The organism is Flavobacterium adhaerens (assembly GCF_040045115.1).
Lineage (GTDB): Bacteria > Bacteroidota > Bacteroidia > Flavobacteriales > Flavobacteriaceae > Flavobacterium > Flavobacterium adhaerens.
Window position 1 is genome coordinate 23,539 of the sequence record NZ_JBDLZX010000018.1, and the last position, 18,288, is coordinate 41,826.

The following is an 18,288-nucleotide window of genomic DNA, read 5'->3' on the forward strand; positions in this document are numbered from 1 at the left end:
ATAGCTTTAGTGAATTGCCAATAGCTTTAGTGAATTGCCAATAGCTTTAGTGAATTGTCAATAGCTTTAGTGAATTGCCAATAGCTTTAGTGAATTGCCAATAGCTTTAGTGAATTGCCAATAGCTTTAGCTATTGGATATAAAATTGCAATATTTTAATGGCTTTAGCCAAAATTTAAAAATAATTTAAATACTATTTATATGCCATTTGTAAAAGTCTATATTCATTGTGTTTGGAGTACTAAAAACAGAATTCCTTATTTAAGTTCAATTGAATTACGCCAAAAAGTTTGGCAACATATAAGGGAAAATGCAATTCAAAAAGGAATTTTTATTGATTTTATAAATGGATATTCAGATCACTGTCACTGTCTTATTTCTCTTGGAGTGGATCAAAATATTCAGAAAGTAATGCAGCTTATAAAAGGAGAATCTTCTTTTTGGATAAACAAAAATGGATTGACTAAAGATAAATTTCAGTGGCAAGATGAGTATTTTGCAGTTTCGGTTTCAGAATCTGTCATTGATAAGGTTAGAAATTATATTAAAAATCAAGAAACACATCATGCACAAAAAACATTTCAAGAGGAGTATGATGAATTTATATTAAAATTTGGTTTTAAGAAAATAGAGGATAAATGAATTTGATTTTGAAAAGGTCAAATATATTTCATTACAATTATTAAATCTAAAATGAAAAAACAATTACACATATTTTTCACGGCATTGATGTTTTACACCCGAATACCGTGTCCTAAAAACATTGACCACAATCCCGAATATTTAAACAAAGCATCACGTTATTTTTCGTTGATTGGTTGGATTGTGGGGGGGATTTCATTTTTAGGCTATTATTTATCGACGATTTTATTTTCGAATGAAATTGCTGTAATCTTATCAATTATAGCTGGAATTTTAACAACAGGAGCTTTTCACGAAGACGGTTTTGCCGATGTTTGTGATGGTTTTGGCGGAGGTTGGACCAAAGAGAAAATCTTGACGATAATGAAAGACAGCGCCATTGGAGCTTATGGAGCGATTGGTGTTGTTTTGCTTCTTTTATTGAAATTTCAAGTTCTTTATACTTTACTAAACACATCTGAAATCGTTAATTTGCAATCTACTATCTGCAATCTTTTATTCTTAGTTTCAGCTCATTCTATAAGTCGTTTGGCTGCTATTTCAATTGTTTTTACACATGAATATTCTAGAGAAGATGCGTTGAGTAAGAGCAAACCTATTGCTCAAAATTTTACTTGGAAAGAAGTCACAGGAGCTTTGATTTTTGGTTTGTTGCCATTGTTGGTTTTGTCTTTTTTTCAGTGGCAATTGTTGTTGGTTTTGATTCCAGTTTTTGTGATGAGGTTTTTTCTGGCTCGTTATTTTCAGAAATGGATTGATGGTTATACAGGAGATTGTTTGGGTGCTACGCAACAGGTTTGTGAAGTGGTTTTTTATTTGTCAGTTATTGCGATATGGAAATTTATTTAATACGCCATACCGAAACGGTTTGTGAAAAAGGAGTTTGCTACGGGCAGAGCGATGTGGGAATTTTAGAACCGTATCGTTTAGTTTTTGATACGGTTGTAGATCAATTGCCGAAAGAAGCGGTTTTGTATTCCAGTCCGTTGCAGCGTTGTGTTCTTCTGGCAAAATATATTCAGGAGCATACCCAAATTGATATAGTTATTGAAGATTCCAGATTAATGGAAATGGATTTCGGCGATTGGGAATTGCAAAAATGGAATGACATTCCCCGTGAAATTTTAGACCCTTGGATGGAAGATTTTGTTAATGTTCGGGTACCAAATGGGGAATCGTTTGTAGATGTAAACAATAGGGTTTTGGACTTTTTTGAAAATGAAATTCCGAAAGGCTTAACAAAACCAATTATTATTGTGGCGCATTCTGGGGTTATACGGAGTATTTTGTGCAAAATAAACGATAGGCAATTAAAAGACGCTTTTCAGAATACGATTGATTTTGGAGAGGTGATAAAAATTGAGATTTGATTTGCCATATAAGACATATGTGTTTGGGTTATAATTTTTTTATAAGTCCTTAGGGATGATGTATTTAATTGCAAAAAAAAAACCATTTGTTTGATTTTAGCCCTGATAGTAGTGGAAATCCTTTTGTAGAGGCGGGTTTCAAACCCGTCTCTACAAAAGATTGTAACGGATAGCAGGAACCATGCCTACAAAAATGCCTAGTCTTTCCGCTCCCAAAAAAAACAACAAAATGAAGTTCTTAAGGGTTTTGATTTTAAAGACTTTTCATAATAGCAGATTAAATTTGATTTTTTAGTTTATTTAACTTTATATTTGCACTCGAATTAAGGTTGTGTTTTGCTTTTTTGCAAAACACATTAAAAGGGAATTAGGTTCAAAACCTAAGCTGTACCCGCAACTGTAAGCTATCAGGCTTGTTGTTATCTACATACCATTGTTCGCAGCGGCGAATGAGAAGGTCAACAACAAGACGCAAGCCAGGAGACCTGCCTTTTTTGGTAACGAATATCGGACTTTCGGGAAAAAAGGTTCAGGAATTATGACTTTAAGAATACTGTATTTAAGCTTTTTTATTTTATTGTGCCAATGGATTTGGGCACAGGATGGTGCTACAATCCAATTAAAGGAAGTTGTAGTTTCTGATAATTCCTTGCTTTTAGGAAATAAATCGCAATCGATTCAGGTGTTGAATGACTCGGTTATCAATAAAAATCAATCTTCGCTTACTAATTTGCTGAATTATAATAGTGTTTTGTATTTTAAGGAATACGGACGCGGAATGTTGTCAACTGTTTCTTTTAGAGGGACTACGGCTTCGCAAACAGCAGTTGTTTGGAACGGAATCAATGTTAATTCTCAACTCAACGGAAGTGCTGATTTTAATACATTCATGTCGCCAGATTTTAATTCGGTTACCGTAAAAGCGGGTGGAGGCAGTGTGAGTTACGGGAGTGGAGCTATTGGAGGAACGGTGCATTTGAATAACAATTTGGTTTTTAAAAATCAATTTGAGAATGATTTTCGATTGGATTATGGTAGTTTTAATACTATTGGAGTTACTTATAAAGCGAATGTTTCTACTACAAAATGGAGTACTCAAGTGGGATTTTCTAGAAACAGTTCGGACAATGATTATGATTATGTAGGGTTATATACTTCGAATGGGGTACAACGAAAAAATGAAAACGGGCAATACGAAACGACCAATTTTTTTGCCAATCTGGGCTACAAAATAAAACCTAATTCGGTTTTAGCCTTTTATAGCCAATCGTCTAATACTGATAGGCATCTTTCCTTAATTAACGAGTCGGATTCGAGAACTCGATATGTGAATACTTTTAGTCGAAATCTTTTGGAATACTCAGAGACTAAAGATCATTTTTCTACAAATTATAAAATAGCTTATCTCACGGAGCAATACCAGTATTTTGAGAATGTTGAAAGAGATGATTTTGATTTTGGAAAAACAGAATCACTCATTGCCAAGGTCGATTTGGGGTATAAGCTTACTCAATGGCTTCAATTGAATGGTGTTTTTGATTATAACCGAACTAAAGGTTTTGGGACAAGTTTTGGGAATAACACTAGACAAATAGGTGGTGTGTCGATAAAAGCGGTAGAGCAACACAATGAGAAATGGCAAAATGAATTGAGTTTTAGAAAAGAAGCTACTTCGGATTATGATAGTCCTTTTTTGTTTGCAATGGGTTCTTCTTATGTTTTTAATTCTTTTTATAATTTGAAATTAAATGTCTCTAGGAACTTTAGAATTCCAACTTTCAATGATTTGTATTGGGAAACAGGTGGTAATCCAGATTTAAAACCAGAAAGTTCTTATCAAGCTGAGGTTGGTAATGTTTTTACCTATAAAAAGTTCAAGTTGACCGAAACGGTTTACTATATGAAGATAAAAGATTTGATTCGATGGGCGCCTCTCGATGGTTCAAATTGGACTCCAGATAATATAGATCGTGTTAATTCGTATGGTTCGGAAACGAGTTTGACTTGGACCAATTCTTTTGGGGAAAATAATCTAGCTTTAAATGCGAGCTATGCTTATACGGTTTCTGAAAATGCAGATACAGGAGAACAACTGATTTATGTACCGTACCACAAATTCAATTCGAATGTGTCGTATTCGTATAAAAAATGGGAAGCTATGTATCAATTTCTGTTCAATGGAGCGGTTTCGGTGCCTTCAGCTAAATATAAAATGGTCAAAGAATATTGGGTTTCTAACTTGGGAGTTTATTATGATTTGGGAACTAATTATACTTGTAAAATAGGCATGCAAGCATTGAATCTTTTTAACCAAGAATACCAAAGCGTCTCTCAGCATATTATGCCAGGACGAAATTTTTTAATCAATCTAATCTTTAAATTTTAATAAAAATGAAAATCTGTAAATTAGTTTTAATGGTAGTAACATCAACTTTGTTTTTTGTGTCTTGTACCAATGATGATGATACTAAAAACGAACCATTAGGAAGTTATGATAAAGGGTTTTTAATCCTGAATCAGGGAGGATTTGGGCATAATGACGCTTCTGTTTCCTATGTTTCTTCTGATTTTGATACTTCTCAAAATGATATTTTTTCGGTTGTAAATCCTAACATAACTTTGGGAGATACAGGTCAAGACATTGGTTTTAATGGAGAAAATGCTTATATCGTTTTGAATGCTAGTAACAAAATTGAAATTGTCAATCGTTATACAATGCAAAGTTTGGGTAGTATTAATACTGGTTTGAAAAATCCTAGGTATATCGCTTTTGCAAATGGAAAAGGATACGTAACCAATTGGGGAGACGGAGGTGTAAAAACAGATGATTATGTAGCAGTAATTGATTTGTCAACTAATAAAGTGACAAGTTCGATTCCAGTAGCTGAAGGGCCTGAGAAAATTTTAGAAAACTCTGGAAAATTATATGTAGCTCATAAAGGAGGATATGGATATGGAAATTCACTTTCTGTTATAAATGCTAGTTCAAATAGTGTTGTAACAACTATAACGGTTGGTGAAGTACCTGAAAGTATGGGCGTAAAAGGAAGTACTTTATGGGTGGCTTGTTCAGGAAATCCAAGTTATGTGTCAGCTCCTTTGGTAGAAACTCCCGGTAAAATTGTAAAAGTAGATTTGTCAACAAATACTGTTACAAGTACAATCGCTTATACTGATGCTACTAAGCATATTACAAATTTAGTTTTAGGAGGTAATGATGCTTATTATACAGTAGATGCTGATATTTTTAAACTAAACGACACTACTACTTCTTTACCAACAAATGCTTTGTTTAGTACAACACCACAAGGAGTTTATGGTATATATAGTTTTGCTGTACACGGAAACTACATTTATGTTGGTGACGCAGGAGATTATTCAACTAACGGAAAAGTATATGTATATGGATTGGTTTCACCATCTGTAGGCACATTAGAGAAAACATTCACAGTTGGTGTTATTCCAGCAGGGTTTTATTTTAATGACTAATGATTTTACTATTTAGCGAGGTATATAACTCAATGAATAGATTTAGTTTAATACTGTCTAGATTTTTAGTTGTGGTATTCTTTAGTCTATGACGTATTATGTATTTTGTTTTTGGGAAAAAAAGAGGCTTTCGTTAGAAAGCCTTTTTTGATATTATGAGTGATATTGATGTTTATTCCAAAGCTCTCAAAAGTCCTGCAGGAGCTTTTTCAATATACATTTGGTCTTGTCCATTAATGGATTTTGAATCTTGTAAATAAGGATAAGATTTGCCTTGAGTTTTTTTCACCATCTTAGCTGTTCCAGTTATTTTACCAATTGCAGTACTTAACAAAGGTTCTGATGGATCCCCCAATTCTCCTAAATCATTAATGTTTTCTTTTAATGTGTAAGTTGGATTCAATCCGCTGGTATAGTCTCCAAAATCATTAGCATTTGTAATTTTTAGCACTATAGGTTGCATAGCATAACGGTGATTCGGGTTTCTGTCTTCTTTGCCAAAAGTAGGCGAATCGTAGATGGTTATAGATGCTACGTTTTTTCCTGTTGTTACATCTCCAATTTGAACGACATCCATATAAGGTTTTAGTCCGTTGATGATTAATTCACTGGCCGAAGCGGTGCTTTTAGTAGTTAAAATATATATTTTTGAAATGTTTTTTGGACTGTTTATAGTAACATTATCAATTTTGTCAACGAATAAATATTTTAAGGCATCTGGATTTTCAGATTCAAAATAAGAGTTTACCTTATCATTCCATCTTTGTTTAGAGAACACTTTGTCTGATGCTTGTCCGGAAATCATACTTGCAAGTCGAGTCGCAGATTGTACAGAACCTCCTGCATTGTAACGCAAATCTAAAATTAAATCGGTAATTCCTTCGGTTTCAAAAGTCCCAAATGCATCATTAAGTTTTATGTCATAACCTGGATAAAAACCGTTGTACATCAAATAGCCAATTTTATGACCATTTTCTTCAATTATTTTATTAATTAAAATTGGATTCTCTGAAAGTTCGGTTTTAGTTAATTCTACAGATTTCCCATTTGGAGTAATCGCCCCATTATTATAATCAGCTAAGTTTAGGGTGTAATTATCAGACCCATATAATAAAGATTGGTAATTGGCGGTTGTAAGTTGAGTGCCATTTACAGCATAAAAAATATCTCCACGTTTGATGCTTTTGTTTGATGCATCTGAGTTTGGTATGATATAGCGAACGTATCCAAAAACTTCATTAGAGTTAGAGGCTTTAAGATAAAGCCCAAATTCGACACCACTATTTTTAGTTACTCCTTGTAATTGTCCTTCTAATGTTAGATAGTCACTTACAATCCAACTAAAACGATCAATAGATGAATCAACCCTCAGGGCATCAAATAATTCTTCAGGAACAGAATACTTATTCAAAAAAGCATTTAAATCATTTTGATTGGCAAAACGATCATCGGCCAAATTAGGAACATCGGCCTGCCATAAATAATAAGTGTTAAGTCCTTTCCAAATGAAATCATTGATTTCAAGATTTTCTGGAGGAGTGATATCGTCTTGGTCTTCGCAACTTGAAAAAGTAAAAAAGGCTAAGAATAGAAATAAAGCAATTTTGAAAGTTTTTTCCATGTAGTTTTTTGTTCTAAATCATAACGTAAAAATACTAACTTTAGTTTAATTTAAATTCTTTTGTAACAAATATTATCACAGTTCGTCTTGATAATTATAACCAAATTTGTGAAACCACTTTATGAACCAAAATGATTTTGTGCTTTTAATCAATCCATTCAAGGATAAACTCTTTCGATTGGCCAAACGATTACTCGTAAGTACCGAGGAAGCAGAAGATGCTACTCAAGAAATTTTGGTTAAATTATGGGCGAAAAATGAAAAAATTGAATCCTATATGAGCGTAGAGGCTATGGCAATGACTATGACCAAAAACTATTGTTTAGATCAATTAAAGTCAAAAAGAGCCAGTACTTTAAAAATTGTTCATACCAATTTTACAGATAATAGTTCAAGTTTAGATAATAGGGTTGAAGCAAAAGATAATTTGGATTGGGTAGAAAAAATAATTAATCAATTGCCAGAACAACAGCGATTAATTATTCAATTAAGAGATGTTGAACAATGCGAATTTTCAGAAATAGCACACATTATGGAGATGAATGAAACAGCTATTCGAGTTGCCCTTTCAAGAGCACGAAAAACAATTAGAGCTTATATGTTAAAAACACACAATTATGGAATTCAATAAAATAGAAGCACTTTTAGAAAAATACTTTGATGGAGAAACAAGTGTTTCGGAAGAAAATGAGTTGAAAAACTATTTTACTTCTTCAAATGTGGTAGAACATTTACAACAGTACAAACCACTATTTGGATATTTTGTTGATGCTGAAAAAGAAAAATTTGAAAAAAGGGTTTCGTATTCGGTAAAAAATAATAAAAGAATATCGATATCTGTAGCAGCATCAATTGTAGTATTATTTGGAGTTGGAATTTTTAACTATTATAGTACCACAAAGAATGATGTACCAAAAGAATTGGGAACTTATGATGATCCAGAAAAAGCCTTAGAAGCAACACAAAAAGCCTTGACGATGTTGTCTAATAATGTAAATGTTGGTGTAGAAGGAATGCAATATATCCAAGTTTATGAACAAACTAAAAACAAAGTATTTATACAATAAAAATAAAGCTGGAGTGATTCTAGAGCATTCAAGCCTAATAGTAATTTAAATTTTAAAAGCAATCATTAAATCAAAAATAGTATGAAATCAATAGTTCAAATCAATAAAAAAAACAGTAAAATGAGTTTTAGTAAAAGATTGATTATAGCCCTCGTATTTGTGTTTTTATCAAGTCCATTTTTTGCCCAATCGGCATTTGATAAATTTGATGGTCAAGACGAAGTAACTTCAGTTGTAGTCAATAAAAAAATGTTCGAATTGATGAGTAAAGTAAAGGTTGATACTTCTGATAAGGAAGCACAACAATACATGAACTTAATTAAGAAACTTGATAATCTAAAAGTGTTTACCACTCAGGACATTAAGATGCAAGGTGAGATGAAAGTTGCTGCCGATAAATACATTAAAACAGCTGGTCTAGAGGAGCTAATGCGTGTAAATGACAAAGGTAAAAATATCAAAATCATGGTAAAATCCGGGAGCAAAGACTCTCAGATAAGAGAATTATTAATGTATGTAGAAGGGGGAAGAGGAGAAGATACTGTTTTGATGTCATTAACAGGAGATTTTGATTTGAATGAGATTTCGGTTTTGACAGATAAAATGCAACTTCCAGGAGGTGACGATTTAAAAAAGGCTACTAAAAAGAAGTGATTTGTTTTTAGAGATGTGTAGTTGTATTTCAAAATAACCAACCTATGAAAAAAATATCTTTTTTAGCAGTACTACTTGGGAGTTTGATTTTTTGGAGTTGTAATTCTCATCCTTCTCTTCAGAAATATTTTGTAGAAAATACCGAAAATAAAAATTTTATAGCACTAGATGTTTCCTCAAATATTTTGGATGTTGATAAAACAAAGTTAACCATCGCTCAGTCTGAAGCATTACATTCTTTTGAAAAAATCAATGTTTTGGCTTTTAAATTGGATGATAAAAACAAAGCAGAGTTTGAAGTTGAAAGAGAAAAGATGCATTCAATTTTGAAAGATTCGATTTATCAGCCTTTGATGAAGTTTGGTAAGGGCAAAGAAGGAGCTTCGGTCTGTTATGTGGAAACCGATGGAAAAATTAATGAGTTTGTAATTTTTGCCAATCAACAAAATTCTGGATTTGCCGTAGTTAGGATTTTGGGGGATGATATGAACCCAACCAATATTGTAAACATGATTTCGGTTTTGAAGGAATCAAAAATTGATTTAGAACAATTAAAACCGTTACAAGAATTGATCAAAAAATAGAATAGTTTTTTCTAGAAAAAGCGTCTTGAGAGTTTTCAGAGACGCTTTTTTTGTAAGCTTATTTAGGGGTTAGGTAAGAAATAAAAAAACAGTAGCTTTTGGTTTAAGCTACTGTTTTTACAAAGAACTTTTTGAGTGTTAGTTATAGTTGTTTATCGTTTTTTGAATTAATTTATATCGCTCTTTACTTTTTGTTGAAATTAGAGCGAGATTGTATTTTTCGAATAATTTATCAAAGTATAATTTTGATTTTTTCAGATTATTGTTGTCATAATAATAATTTCCAAAGGATTCTAATAGTTCAAGTGAATCATACCCTTTTTCAATCATTTGTTCATATGTTTTTTTTACATCTACCATTATATATTTCTTTTTGCTGACAGAATCGTATTGTACGGATTGTGATCTGGCAATAATGTGTATAGAAAAAATAAGAAAACAAAGATATAAACGTAGGAATGGGGTTGTTGTATTCATGCCTTTTCTGATAGAAATGAATTATTAAAATGCTGTTTGTTAGTTTTTTAACGTATTTATTGGTAGTTTATTATTTTAGGATTTTGGTTTGATAAAGTATTTTAGACCCTAAAAAGATTTAGATGTATAATTTTTTATTTTTTTTTTAGGGAAACTTGAATAAAAAAAGCCCTCCAAAAAGGAGGGCTCAACTAACCTGAATAATTTAATAATTTGAAACTAAAATTACTACAATTAACCAAAATTATTATTCAGTAACTAGATTTGGGTCAAGCGGGGCAGTTGTAAATATAAATGAGTCAACGTTGACTTGCATAGCAGTACCTCTAGGGATATTACCACCTTTACATTCAATTTTCATAACAAAGTCTTGAGTAGGGTCAAAATTAGCTAAGTCACCTTCTCCTGGATTAAGTTTGATAGATCTCCAAACCCATTTGTTGTTAGTAGGAGCAAATTTGTAATCATCTCCATATCCTTGAGAACCTGTAAAATGCATCCATCCTCCTCCTAGATCTAATTGGAAATAACCTTGCTTGTCTCCAGTATTTAAAAGGAAGTTAACCCAAAGACCGTTTGAATATGCAGATGAATCAAGTGCAGCCACATTCCATGAAGCTGTAGCTATTGTGCTATCCCATTCGTTAGATACTGTTGTGATTGAAGCATAGTTAGAACCTTGATTGTATCCATCTAAAGTAGCAGAATTAGGAAGAATACTCCATTCAGTACCTGCTGCTGTTTCGCAATTCCATGCAATTGTTGGAGTTAATGGACCATCAGTAATCATAACTTGATCTACAGCAATATAAAATGGTGTGCCATTAACGTTACCACCACGGAATTGGATACCAATTTTGTCTAGTTTACCTTTTACAACAGGGAAGCCCATTGCTTCAAGGTCATACGAACGCCATTCCCAGTTTGCTGTTTTGATTTTGTAATCATCACCATATCCAAAAGCAGCAGTAAAGTGACGATCCTCAGTAGATCCGTTAGCTGTAAGTATTGGTTGTACATAACCTTCGCCACCAGCTGTGTTTACTAAGAAAGTAATATGTGGGTGGTTGTATGCTGATAGATCGTAACCTTGACCAGAATTATTGTTTTCAACTTTTAAGTAGATACCATTCCAACCATTTGCAGATGCAGCTGAAACTTCTAAAGCTTTTCCATATTGTCCATTGATAGTATTGTATGCAAATGGAGTAGAGGCATCACCTTTTTCAGCGGTAAAAGCAGCGTCAAAATCAGCAATCATTAGGGTTTGTCTAGGGATATAAGTATCAGTAGCTTTGATTACTAGAATTCCAGGTGAAGTTTGTTTGTCTCCAACTTTTGGAGTCATTTCTATAACTGCATTTTCCCCGATTTCGATATCAGCTCCAATAGAAGAGAAAGAAGCTTTAGTAGATGTAGAAGAACCAAATACAGAGACTACAGTACCATTAAGCTTAACCTCTTTAATTAAATCCATATTTTCACCTTCTAGTATAAAAGGTTTTCCTTTTTCTATATTAGATGGCCAAGTTATTACTTTAGCAACGTAAAATTGAGGAGTAATATAGTCAGTAGTAGTGAATTCTCTTTTGTATTTGTTAATAAGAGTTAATTGTCCACTTTCGATTTGACGTGGAACTTCAACTACCATAGAGTTTTCACTTTGTGAAATAATTTCGAACGTATATGGTCCAACAGCAACACTTGTAACTGCATCCATATTTGTTCCTTCCAATGTTATCTGATCTCCAACATAAGGAGTTTGATTTGAAATTTCTGTAACGGTTGAAACTGGTAGATTGATATTAGAATCATCAGTGAAAACCAATTCTTCGCAACTGAAAGTCAGTGCAGAAATAACAGCGATCAATACTGTTTTAATTATATTCTTTTTCATATAATGTTATATTTTTAGTTGTGATATGAATCAAACATGATTTTAAGTAGAATTAAAGAGTCAAGCTTAAGTGCTAAGAAAAATCATGTTTGATTTCATAATTTTCAAATTAATAACCAGGATTTTGTTCTAAATTCCATGCCTGTACTTCAGTAATTGGAATTGGCATTAATGGAACTTTATGTCCATTTGGTCCATCAATTGATTTGGCAATAGTATTTGCTTTGATGTTAGGGAATTGTTTGTAATCTCTTACTCCTAAGCCATAACTTTGCCCAGAAGCGCGTAGAACATTTTTCTCATTATCCATTACATCTAAGTATCTTCCTGTACGTACTAAGTCATAAAAACGAAGTTGTTCCATAGCTAATTCTAAACGGCGCTCTTTCCAAATATCTTGTAATAGTTGATTTCCTGTAGAAGTTATATTAGGTAAGTTAACAGATGCTGGTGCAGCGCTATAGTCTGTTTTTCCTTCAGCATATCCCTTACAATAAGTACTGTTTCTTGCTCTATTACGAATTAAATTCAGTTTTTCTTTAGCTTCATCAAATTTGTTTAAATACCAACAAGCTTCAGCATGCATTAATAATACGTCTGCATAACGAATGATTTTGATGTTACGATCACCTGCTTTAGGCAATGTAGGTTTTTCAGGAAGCGCAGCTTTACGATTCAACCAATCTGAACCTTGTTGTTCTCTGTCGTATTTCTTTTTAACACCATATAAAATTCCATTATTGAAACTTTCGCCATACACAACACAAGATAAACGCGGATCATTAGTAACCGAAACATTATAGGCAGCAACTAAGTCTGGTGTTGGATTGTTAAAGCCCCATCCAGAGTCATCTTTACGGTTTCCTTGGAAATTAAAGAAATTAGTTCCTATAGAAGCAGGTGCAAGATCTGAAGATCCTTGTCCAAACTGAACTTCAAAAATAGATTCAGAATTATTTTCTTCTTCTGTTTCCCATAATTTAGCATAGTTTGCCATTAATGTATATTCGCCAGAATTGATGATAGCATTAGTTTGGTTATATACTTGTTGCCATGTAGTAGTATTTTGTATATCTGTACCAATTTGATACATATAGATACGTGCTAATAAAGCTCTAGCAGCTCCTTTACTTACTCTACCTGTTTCAGCAGCAGGAATAGAACTTTTTTCTGGTAAATTATCGATTGCTTTTAATAAATCAGATTCGATTAATTTATAACATTCATTCAATGATGCACGTTTAGCACTACCGAAATCTGAAGGATTAACGGAACTAGTAAAAAGAGGAACTCCACCGTAAATACGTACCAAGTACCAGTAAAAATAAGCTCTCATAAATGAAGCCTCACCAATTAATCTATCACGTACTGCAGGCGTCCAAGTTACACTAGGTAAATTGTCAAGGGCATAGTTGGCTCGTGAAACTCCCCAAAATCCATGGATCCAAAAGTCAGTAGCAAAAGGGATTTGTGCAGTTAATGTAAAGTTCATCATATCCCACATGGTAATAAAGTCACCATCATTACTTCCTTTTTCAGCATCATCACTACGGATATCTCCTATGATGAAATCGTTGTGATGGTTCATCCATTGTCCGTCTGGTCCTGATCCTTCGTCTAATTGAAGCATATCATAAATACCAACTATTGCGCGAACACCATTTTCTTCTGTGTCAAAATAATTTGCACTATTCTCAGAACCTTGAGGTTCAAGATCAAGAAAGTCCGTACAGCCGGATAAACCTAGTATCATGACTGCTAAAGAGAAAATATATTTTATTTTTTTCATGATTATATATTTTTAGAAATTAACGTTAAGTCCAACTGAATAAGTAATTGGCTGTGGATAATTAACCATATCGATTCCAGAATAGAATGGGTTTCCGTATAAACCGTATAATTCAGGATCTAGACCATTGTATTTAGTAATTGTTACTAGATTGTCTATAGTTGTATAGATTCTGAAATTGTTGATTCCGAATCGTTTTGATTGAGCAGAAGGAATAGTGTAACCTAACTGAATGTTTTTTAGTCTTAAGTATGAACCATCTTCTACATATAAATCTGAGAAGTTATCTGTGTTGTTGTTTAAATCAGCTGCATTTAAACGCGGTACATTAGAGTTTGGATTGTCTGGAGTCCAAGAGTTTACAGCCATGTCGCGGCTTATGTTTGTTTCAAACATTCTTGAGCTATATAATGATTGTCTCATGGCATTTACAGTTTCATTTCCGTATGAACCAACGATGAATACAACCATATCAAAACCTTTGTAAGATAAATTCATGTTTAAACCACCTGTCATTTTAGGAGTTGCACTACCTAAATAAGTCATATCGTCTTCAGTGATTTGTCCGTCACCATTTCTATCCACAAATTTAACGTCTCCAAGTCCAGCATTTGGTTGAATTGGGTTGCCGTCTTTTTGGTAAGCATCTAATTGTGCTTGAGTTTTAAAAAGACCATCTGTTTGATATCCATAGAAGTAAGCGATTTCTTTTCCTACTTCTGTTTTAGTAGTGTTACCTAATCTTCCAACGCTACCACTACGAATTGGATCACCTCCTGCTAAACTTGTTATTTCGTTTTTAATTACAGATAGGTTTAATCCAATATCATATTTGAAATCATGCTCATTATTTGCATAATTTAATGTGAACTCAAAACCTTTATTTTGCATTGTTCCAGCATTTACAGCTGGTCTTTGCTTACCTGCATAAAGTGGAATTGGTTTAGAAAGAATCATGTCATTTGTATTACGAATGAAATAATCTACTGTTCCTGTTAGTTTATTGTTGAAAAAACCAAAATCAATACCTAAATCAGTTTGCTCAGAACTTTCCCAAGTAAGTTCCTCATTAGCAAGTTTTAGTTGTACTGCACCTTCTTCAGCAGCATCGTTTAATACATAAGTGTATCCTCCGTTGACACTAGAAACATAGTCAAAGTCACCAGCGCTCCCTTGATTTCCTACTAATCCCCAACCTAAGCGTAGTTTTAAAGTCGATAATGTGTTTTCAATTCCAGACATGAATGGTTCTTTACTAACATTCCATGCACCTGCAAATGAAGGGAAAGTACCCCAACGTTGGTCACCTAAGAATTTTGAACTACCATCAACACGTACTGTACCAGTCAAAACATATTTGTTATCCCACGCAAAGTTTCCTCTGAAAAATCCTGACTCTAAACGGTTTTGACTTTTTCCTCCACCTAGTCCAAATAAGACTGCATTTTTGTGAGTTCCAAGGTATTGTAATGATGCGGACTCAGGTACATCATAACCTTTTGCCCAAATATCAGATGACTCATTAGATTGTAATTCCATACCCAATGTTGCATTGATATTTAACTTACTAATAGATTTGTTGTAAGAAAAATAGTTGGTATTAACCCAATTCCAAGCAAAAGTTCTACTTTGATAAAGTGATGATACATCGTTTTTCTGAGATGCTGTGATGAAGTACTCAGGAACATATTGTTTGTATTCATTAAAATCCATAGTTGTTCCAAACTGTGTGCGGAATGATAAACCTTTTGTTAATATATCATCAAATTGCAAGTAGAAGTTCCCCATAACTCTATTACCAATGTTTTTGATCTTTTTCTCTAAATCTATTGCTAATGCTGGATTTCTCTGAGACGGAGAATAATAAATCTCACCATATGTTCCTGTATAGTTATCATAAGGAACAGAAATAGGATCAGAGCGCAATGCTCCAGGGATAGTTCCATTATAAAAATCGCTTGTATCACTGCCAGGCTTTTCGTAATGAATATAGTTGTAGTTCATCCCGAACTTAATCTTCTCAGTTAATTTAAGATTATTGTTTGAGTGAAACATGAATTTTTCAAGTTCAGTTCCCTTAACAATACCTTCTTCATCTGATAAAGTAATTCCATGATCGTAAGAGTAATTGTCTGTATGCCCGCTTATAGCTACATTATAACGTGTGCTAATTGCTTGACGATAAATATATTTTTGCCAGTCAGTACCTTCTAAATAGTTACCTGCTGCTTGTTGATCAAGTACGTAGTTGATGATGTCATCTGTCATTCCTATCGATTTACGAGCGTTTGCAAATTCAGTAGCATCTGCAAGATCTAAACGTTTAGCAACTTCTGAAATCCCTGTTAATACAGTAGCGGATACATCAAATTTGCCACTTTTAGAACCAGTGCGTGTTTTGATAAGGATAACTCCATTTGCTCCTCTAGATCCATAAATAGCTGTTGCAGAAGCGTCTTTTAGTACTTCCATACTCTCAATGTCAGTTGGTGCAATGTGTTGAATATCACCCATTGGAAATCCATCTACTACATAAAGAGGGTCGGAATTGTTAATGGTACCAACTCCACGAATACGTACTTTTACACCTGCTCCAGGACTTCCTGAATTTGATATTACGTTTACCCCAGCAACACGTCCTTGAAGTGCTTTGGCAGCATCTACCGAAGTGGCTTTGTGTAAGTCAGTTGCGTTTACTTTCGAAACACTTCCTGTAACATCGCTTTTACGCATGGTACCGTAACCTACAATTACTACTTCTTTTAATTCTTGTGAACTTGAACTCAAAGTTACATTAATGGTTGATTGTCCATTGATTGTCATTTTTTTTGTGTCATAGCCAATAAATGAAAATAATAATGTACCATTAGATGGAGCATCGATAGTGTATTTACCGTCAAAATCAGATGAAGTCGATTTGTCTGTACCAGCGACAGTAATGTTTACCCCAGGAATTGTTGCGCCATTTTCGTCTTTGACAATCCCGGATACTTTATTCTGTGCTGTGATGTAACTGCACGAAAACAATAGAAATAAAATCAAAGGGATCGCTCTGTGGTTGCCCTCCCAGTGAATTAAATTAGACCATAATTTTTTCATAATAAAAATTTGTTAGTTTAAGTTTAATCTCAGAATAGCTATTTCTGAGATTTTTTTGGTATGGATTAATTATTATTAATAATCAACAAATCTAGATTATAAATTATCATATGATTAATATTATTATATCATTTTAGCGTGAAATATTTTCAAAATTAAAATAGTAATTATCTATTATGGAAATATAATAGTGTTTTTTTTTACTATTTGTATTTTATTGTTAAAAAAATGGTTTATGAATAATTATTTATAAAATATAAAAACACCTCGTGAATAAAGGGGTTTGGGTGTTTGAATTGGGATTAAAGGATTCTTTTTAATCCAGAAAAATCATTTCGATATTGGCTTGGAGTGCATTCTTTGTGGGATTTAAAGATTCTGTTAAAATTAGAAATGTTGTTAAAACCGGATTTAAAAGCAATCTCCGAAATACTTAAGTCTTTTTCAATTAGCCATCTCGCGGCATAACCTATACGTATATCGTTTACATAATCGACAAATGTTTTTCCTGTGCGTTTTTTGATGAAACGATTAAATGAAATCGTAGTCATATTGGCTATTTTTGCAACCTCTTCTAAAGTTAGTTTTTCCGAAAATTTATTTTGTATGTAATCGTATATCAATTTCATTTTATCGCATTCTTTGAGACTTTCGTTTTCGGGAGTAAAAGTTGATAAAAGTCTTTGGTTTCTTGTGTTGGAAAGGTCATATAATATGGATATGATCCCGAGGAAATAATCCATTCCCTCTAATTTTGATATCATTTTAAGTCTTGGAGTGATTGTTTTTGCAGTATGTTTTGAAAATAAAATACCATATACAGATCGATTTAGCATTTCCTTTATAGGTGTCATGATTCTTCTGGATAATAAAGTTTCATGAAAGAGGTCGTTGTTGAATTGTATGGTTATTTCGTGGATATTTTTGTTTTTGCATTTGTGTTGTTCCCAACCGTGATACAAATTTGATCCTATAAAAACTAATTCAAACTCTTCTATTTCAGCGATATTGTCACCAACAATTCGTCTTATTCCTTTTCCGTTAAGAATAAGGTTGATTTCGTATTCGGGGTGATAATGAATAGGGTAGTCGAATTTATCTTTGACTCTATCGAAAACTAAAAAGCAATCTTTTGCGGCGAGCGGAACGATTTCTCGGTGGAATTTTTTTAAATTACTCATAATTAAGTGTTATTTTTTTGCAATAATAAGGTATTAAATTGATAAAATAATATTAATGAAAAAGATATTATTGATTTAGCTTTGAAAACTCAATTTTGATTTCTTTATTAAAAGAAGTCTAGAATAACACAAACCTTTTTTTATGGCTGCATTTTTTAATGTTTTAATAAAAAAAATGTTCTGATTCAAAATACAAGTAGTTGTTTTTTGTTACAAGCGAGTAAGGTTAGGTATTGGTTTTTGAAATAATTAATTAGAAAGAAATAAACATGTTTAAAGTGAACGAAATATTGTGTTTTTTATTTGGATTTAGTGTGGTTACTACTTCCTGTTCTCAAGTTAATGATACTAATTTATCATTATCAGATACAAAATCTACAGAGTTAACAAATTTGTTGTATAAAAATTTATCCAAAAC

Annotated in this window: 15 protein-coding genes and 1 riboswitch; of the genes, 9 read left to right on the forward strand and 6 right to left on the reverse strand. The window is 32.9% G+C overall.

Annotated elements, in window-relative coordinates; all coding sequences use genetic code 11:
* Positions 1–201: 201 nt before the first annotated feature.
* The 5 genes from tnpA (at position 202) to ABEB18_RS16960 (ending at position 5,501) form a co-directional block, all read left to right on the forward strand.
* Positions 202–642 (forward strand): IS200/IS605 family transposase, encoded by a 441-nt coding sequence (tnpA, locus tag ABEB18_RS16940; RefSeq protein ID WP_348800531.1) that lies wholly within the window; start codon positions 202–204, stop codon positions 640–642.
* 51 nt (positions 643–693) lie between these two features.
* On the forward strand, positions 694–1,491 hold the full coding sequence (locus tag ABEB18_RS16945; RefSeq protein WP_348800533.1) for an adenosylcobinamide-GDP ribazoletransferase: 798 nt from the start codon (positions 694–696) through the stop codon (positions 1,489–1,491).
* Positions 1,476–2,012 (forward strand): alpha-ribazole phosphatase, encoded by a 537-nt coding sequence (gene cobC / locus ABEB18_RS16950; protein ID WP_348800534.1) that lies wholly within the window; start codon positions 1,476–1,478, stop codon positions 2,010–2,012. Before ABEB18_RS16945 ends, cobC begins: the two co-directional genes overlap by 16 nt.
* Before the next feature lie 309 nt (positions 2,013–2,321).
* A riboswitch (cobalamin riboswitch) is annotated at positions 2,322–2,519 on the forward strand.
* Positions 2,520–2,550: 31 nt separating this feature from the next.
* Complete coding sequence (locus tag ABEB18_RS16955; RefSeq protein ID WP_348800535.1) at positions 2,551–4,398, forward strand: TonB-dependent receptor plug domain-containing protein; 1,848 nt, start codon at positions 2,551–2,553, stop codon at positions 4,396–4,398.
* A 5-nt stretch (positions 4,399–4,403) separates the two neighbouring features.
* Entirely contained in the window at positions 4,404–5,501 is a 1,098-nt protein-coding gene (locus tag ABEB18_RS16960) for a YncE family protein (RefSeq protein ID WP_348800536.1), read from the forward strand.
* 172 nt (positions 5,502–5,673) lie between these two features.
* Here ABEB18_RS16960 and ABEB18_RS16965 read toward each other — a convergent pair whose 3' ends face one another.
* On the reverse strand, positions 5,674–7,122 hold the full coding sequence (locus ABEB18_RS16965) for a GFO_1087 family putative carboxy terminal peptidase (protein WP_348800537.1): 1,449 nt from the start codon (positions 7,120–7,122) through the stop codon (positions 5,674–5,676).
* A 121-nt stretch (positions 7,123–7,243) separates the two neighbouring features.
* Between ABEB18_RS16965 and ABEB18_RS16970 the strand changes: the two genes are divergently transcribed.
* From ABEB18_RS16970 to ABEB18_RS16985, 4 genes are all read left to right on the forward strand, one after another.
* The gene (locus ABEB18_RS16970; RefSeq protein WP_348800538.1) at positions 7,244–7,753 is read left to right on the forward strand and encodes a GFO_1088 family ECF-type sigma factor; all 510 of its coding nucleotides are present in this window, start codon (positions 7,244–7,246) and stop codon (positions 7,751–7,753) included.
* A complete protein-coding gene (locus ABEB18_RS16975; RefSeq protein ID WP_348800539.1) occupies positions 7,740–8,189 on the forward strand; it encodes a PG0215 family putative anti-sigma factor in 450 nt (149 codons plus the stop codon). The genes ABEB18_RS16970 and ABEB18_RS16975 overlap by 14 nt, the downstream gene beginning before the upstream one ends.
* Positions 8,190–8,270: 81 nt before the next feature.
* Complete coding sequence (locus tag ABEB18_RS16980; RefSeq protein WP_348800540.1) at positions 8,271–8,843, forward strand: GFO_1090 family protein; 573 nt, start codon at positions 8,271–8,273, stop codon at positions 8,841–8,843.
* Positions 8,844–8,887: 44 nt separating this feature from the next.
* Complete coding sequence (locus ABEB18_RS16985; RefSeq protein WP_348800541.1) at positions 8,888–9,427, forward strand: GFO_1091 family lipoprotein; 540 nt, start codon at positions 8,888–8,890, stop codon at positions 9,425–9,427.
* Positions 9,428–9,565: 138 nt separating this feature from the next.
* On the opposite strand, the gene ABEB18_RS16990 is transcribed toward ABEB18_RS16985, so the two are convergent.
* The 5 genes from ABEB18_RS16990 to ABEB18_RS17010 all read right to left on the reverse strand — a co-directional run bounded on the left by ABEB18_RS16990 (position 9,566) and on the right by ABEB18_RS17010 (position 17,870).
* Entirely contained in the window at positions 9,566–9,787 is a 222-nt protein-coding gene (locus tag ABEB18_RS16990; RefSeq protein WP_348800542.1) for a hypothetical protein, read from the reverse strand.
* A gap of 364 nt (positions 9,788–10,151) precedes the next feature.
* Entirely contained in the window at positions 10,152–11,801 is a 1,650-nt protein-coding gene (locus tag ABEB18_RS16995) for an IPT/TIG domain-containing protein (RefSeq protein ID WP_348800543.1), read from the reverse strand.
* A gap of 109 nt (positions 11,802–11,910) precedes the next feature.
* Positions 11,911–13,590 (reverse strand): RagB/SusD family nutrient uptake outer membrane protein, encoded by a 1,680-nt coding sequence (locus ABEB18_RS17000; protein ID WP_348800544.1) that lies wholly within the window; start codon positions 13,588–13,590, stop codon positions 11,911–11,913.
* A gap of 12 nt (positions 13,591–13,602) precedes the next feature.
* Entirely contained in the window at positions 13,603–16,689 is a 3,087-nt protein-coding gene (locus ABEB18_RS17005; RefSeq protein WP_348800545.1) for a SusC/RagA family TonB-linked outer membrane protein, read from the reverse strand.
* Between the two features lie 302 nt (positions 16,690–16,991).
* Positions 16,992–17,870 (reverse strand): AraC family transcriptional regulator, encoded by an 879-nt coding sequence (locus ABEB18_RS17010; protein WP_348800546.1) that lies wholly within the window; start codon positions 17,868–17,870, stop codon positions 16,992–16,994.
* Between the last annotated feature and the right edge of the window lie 418 nt (positions 17,871–18,288).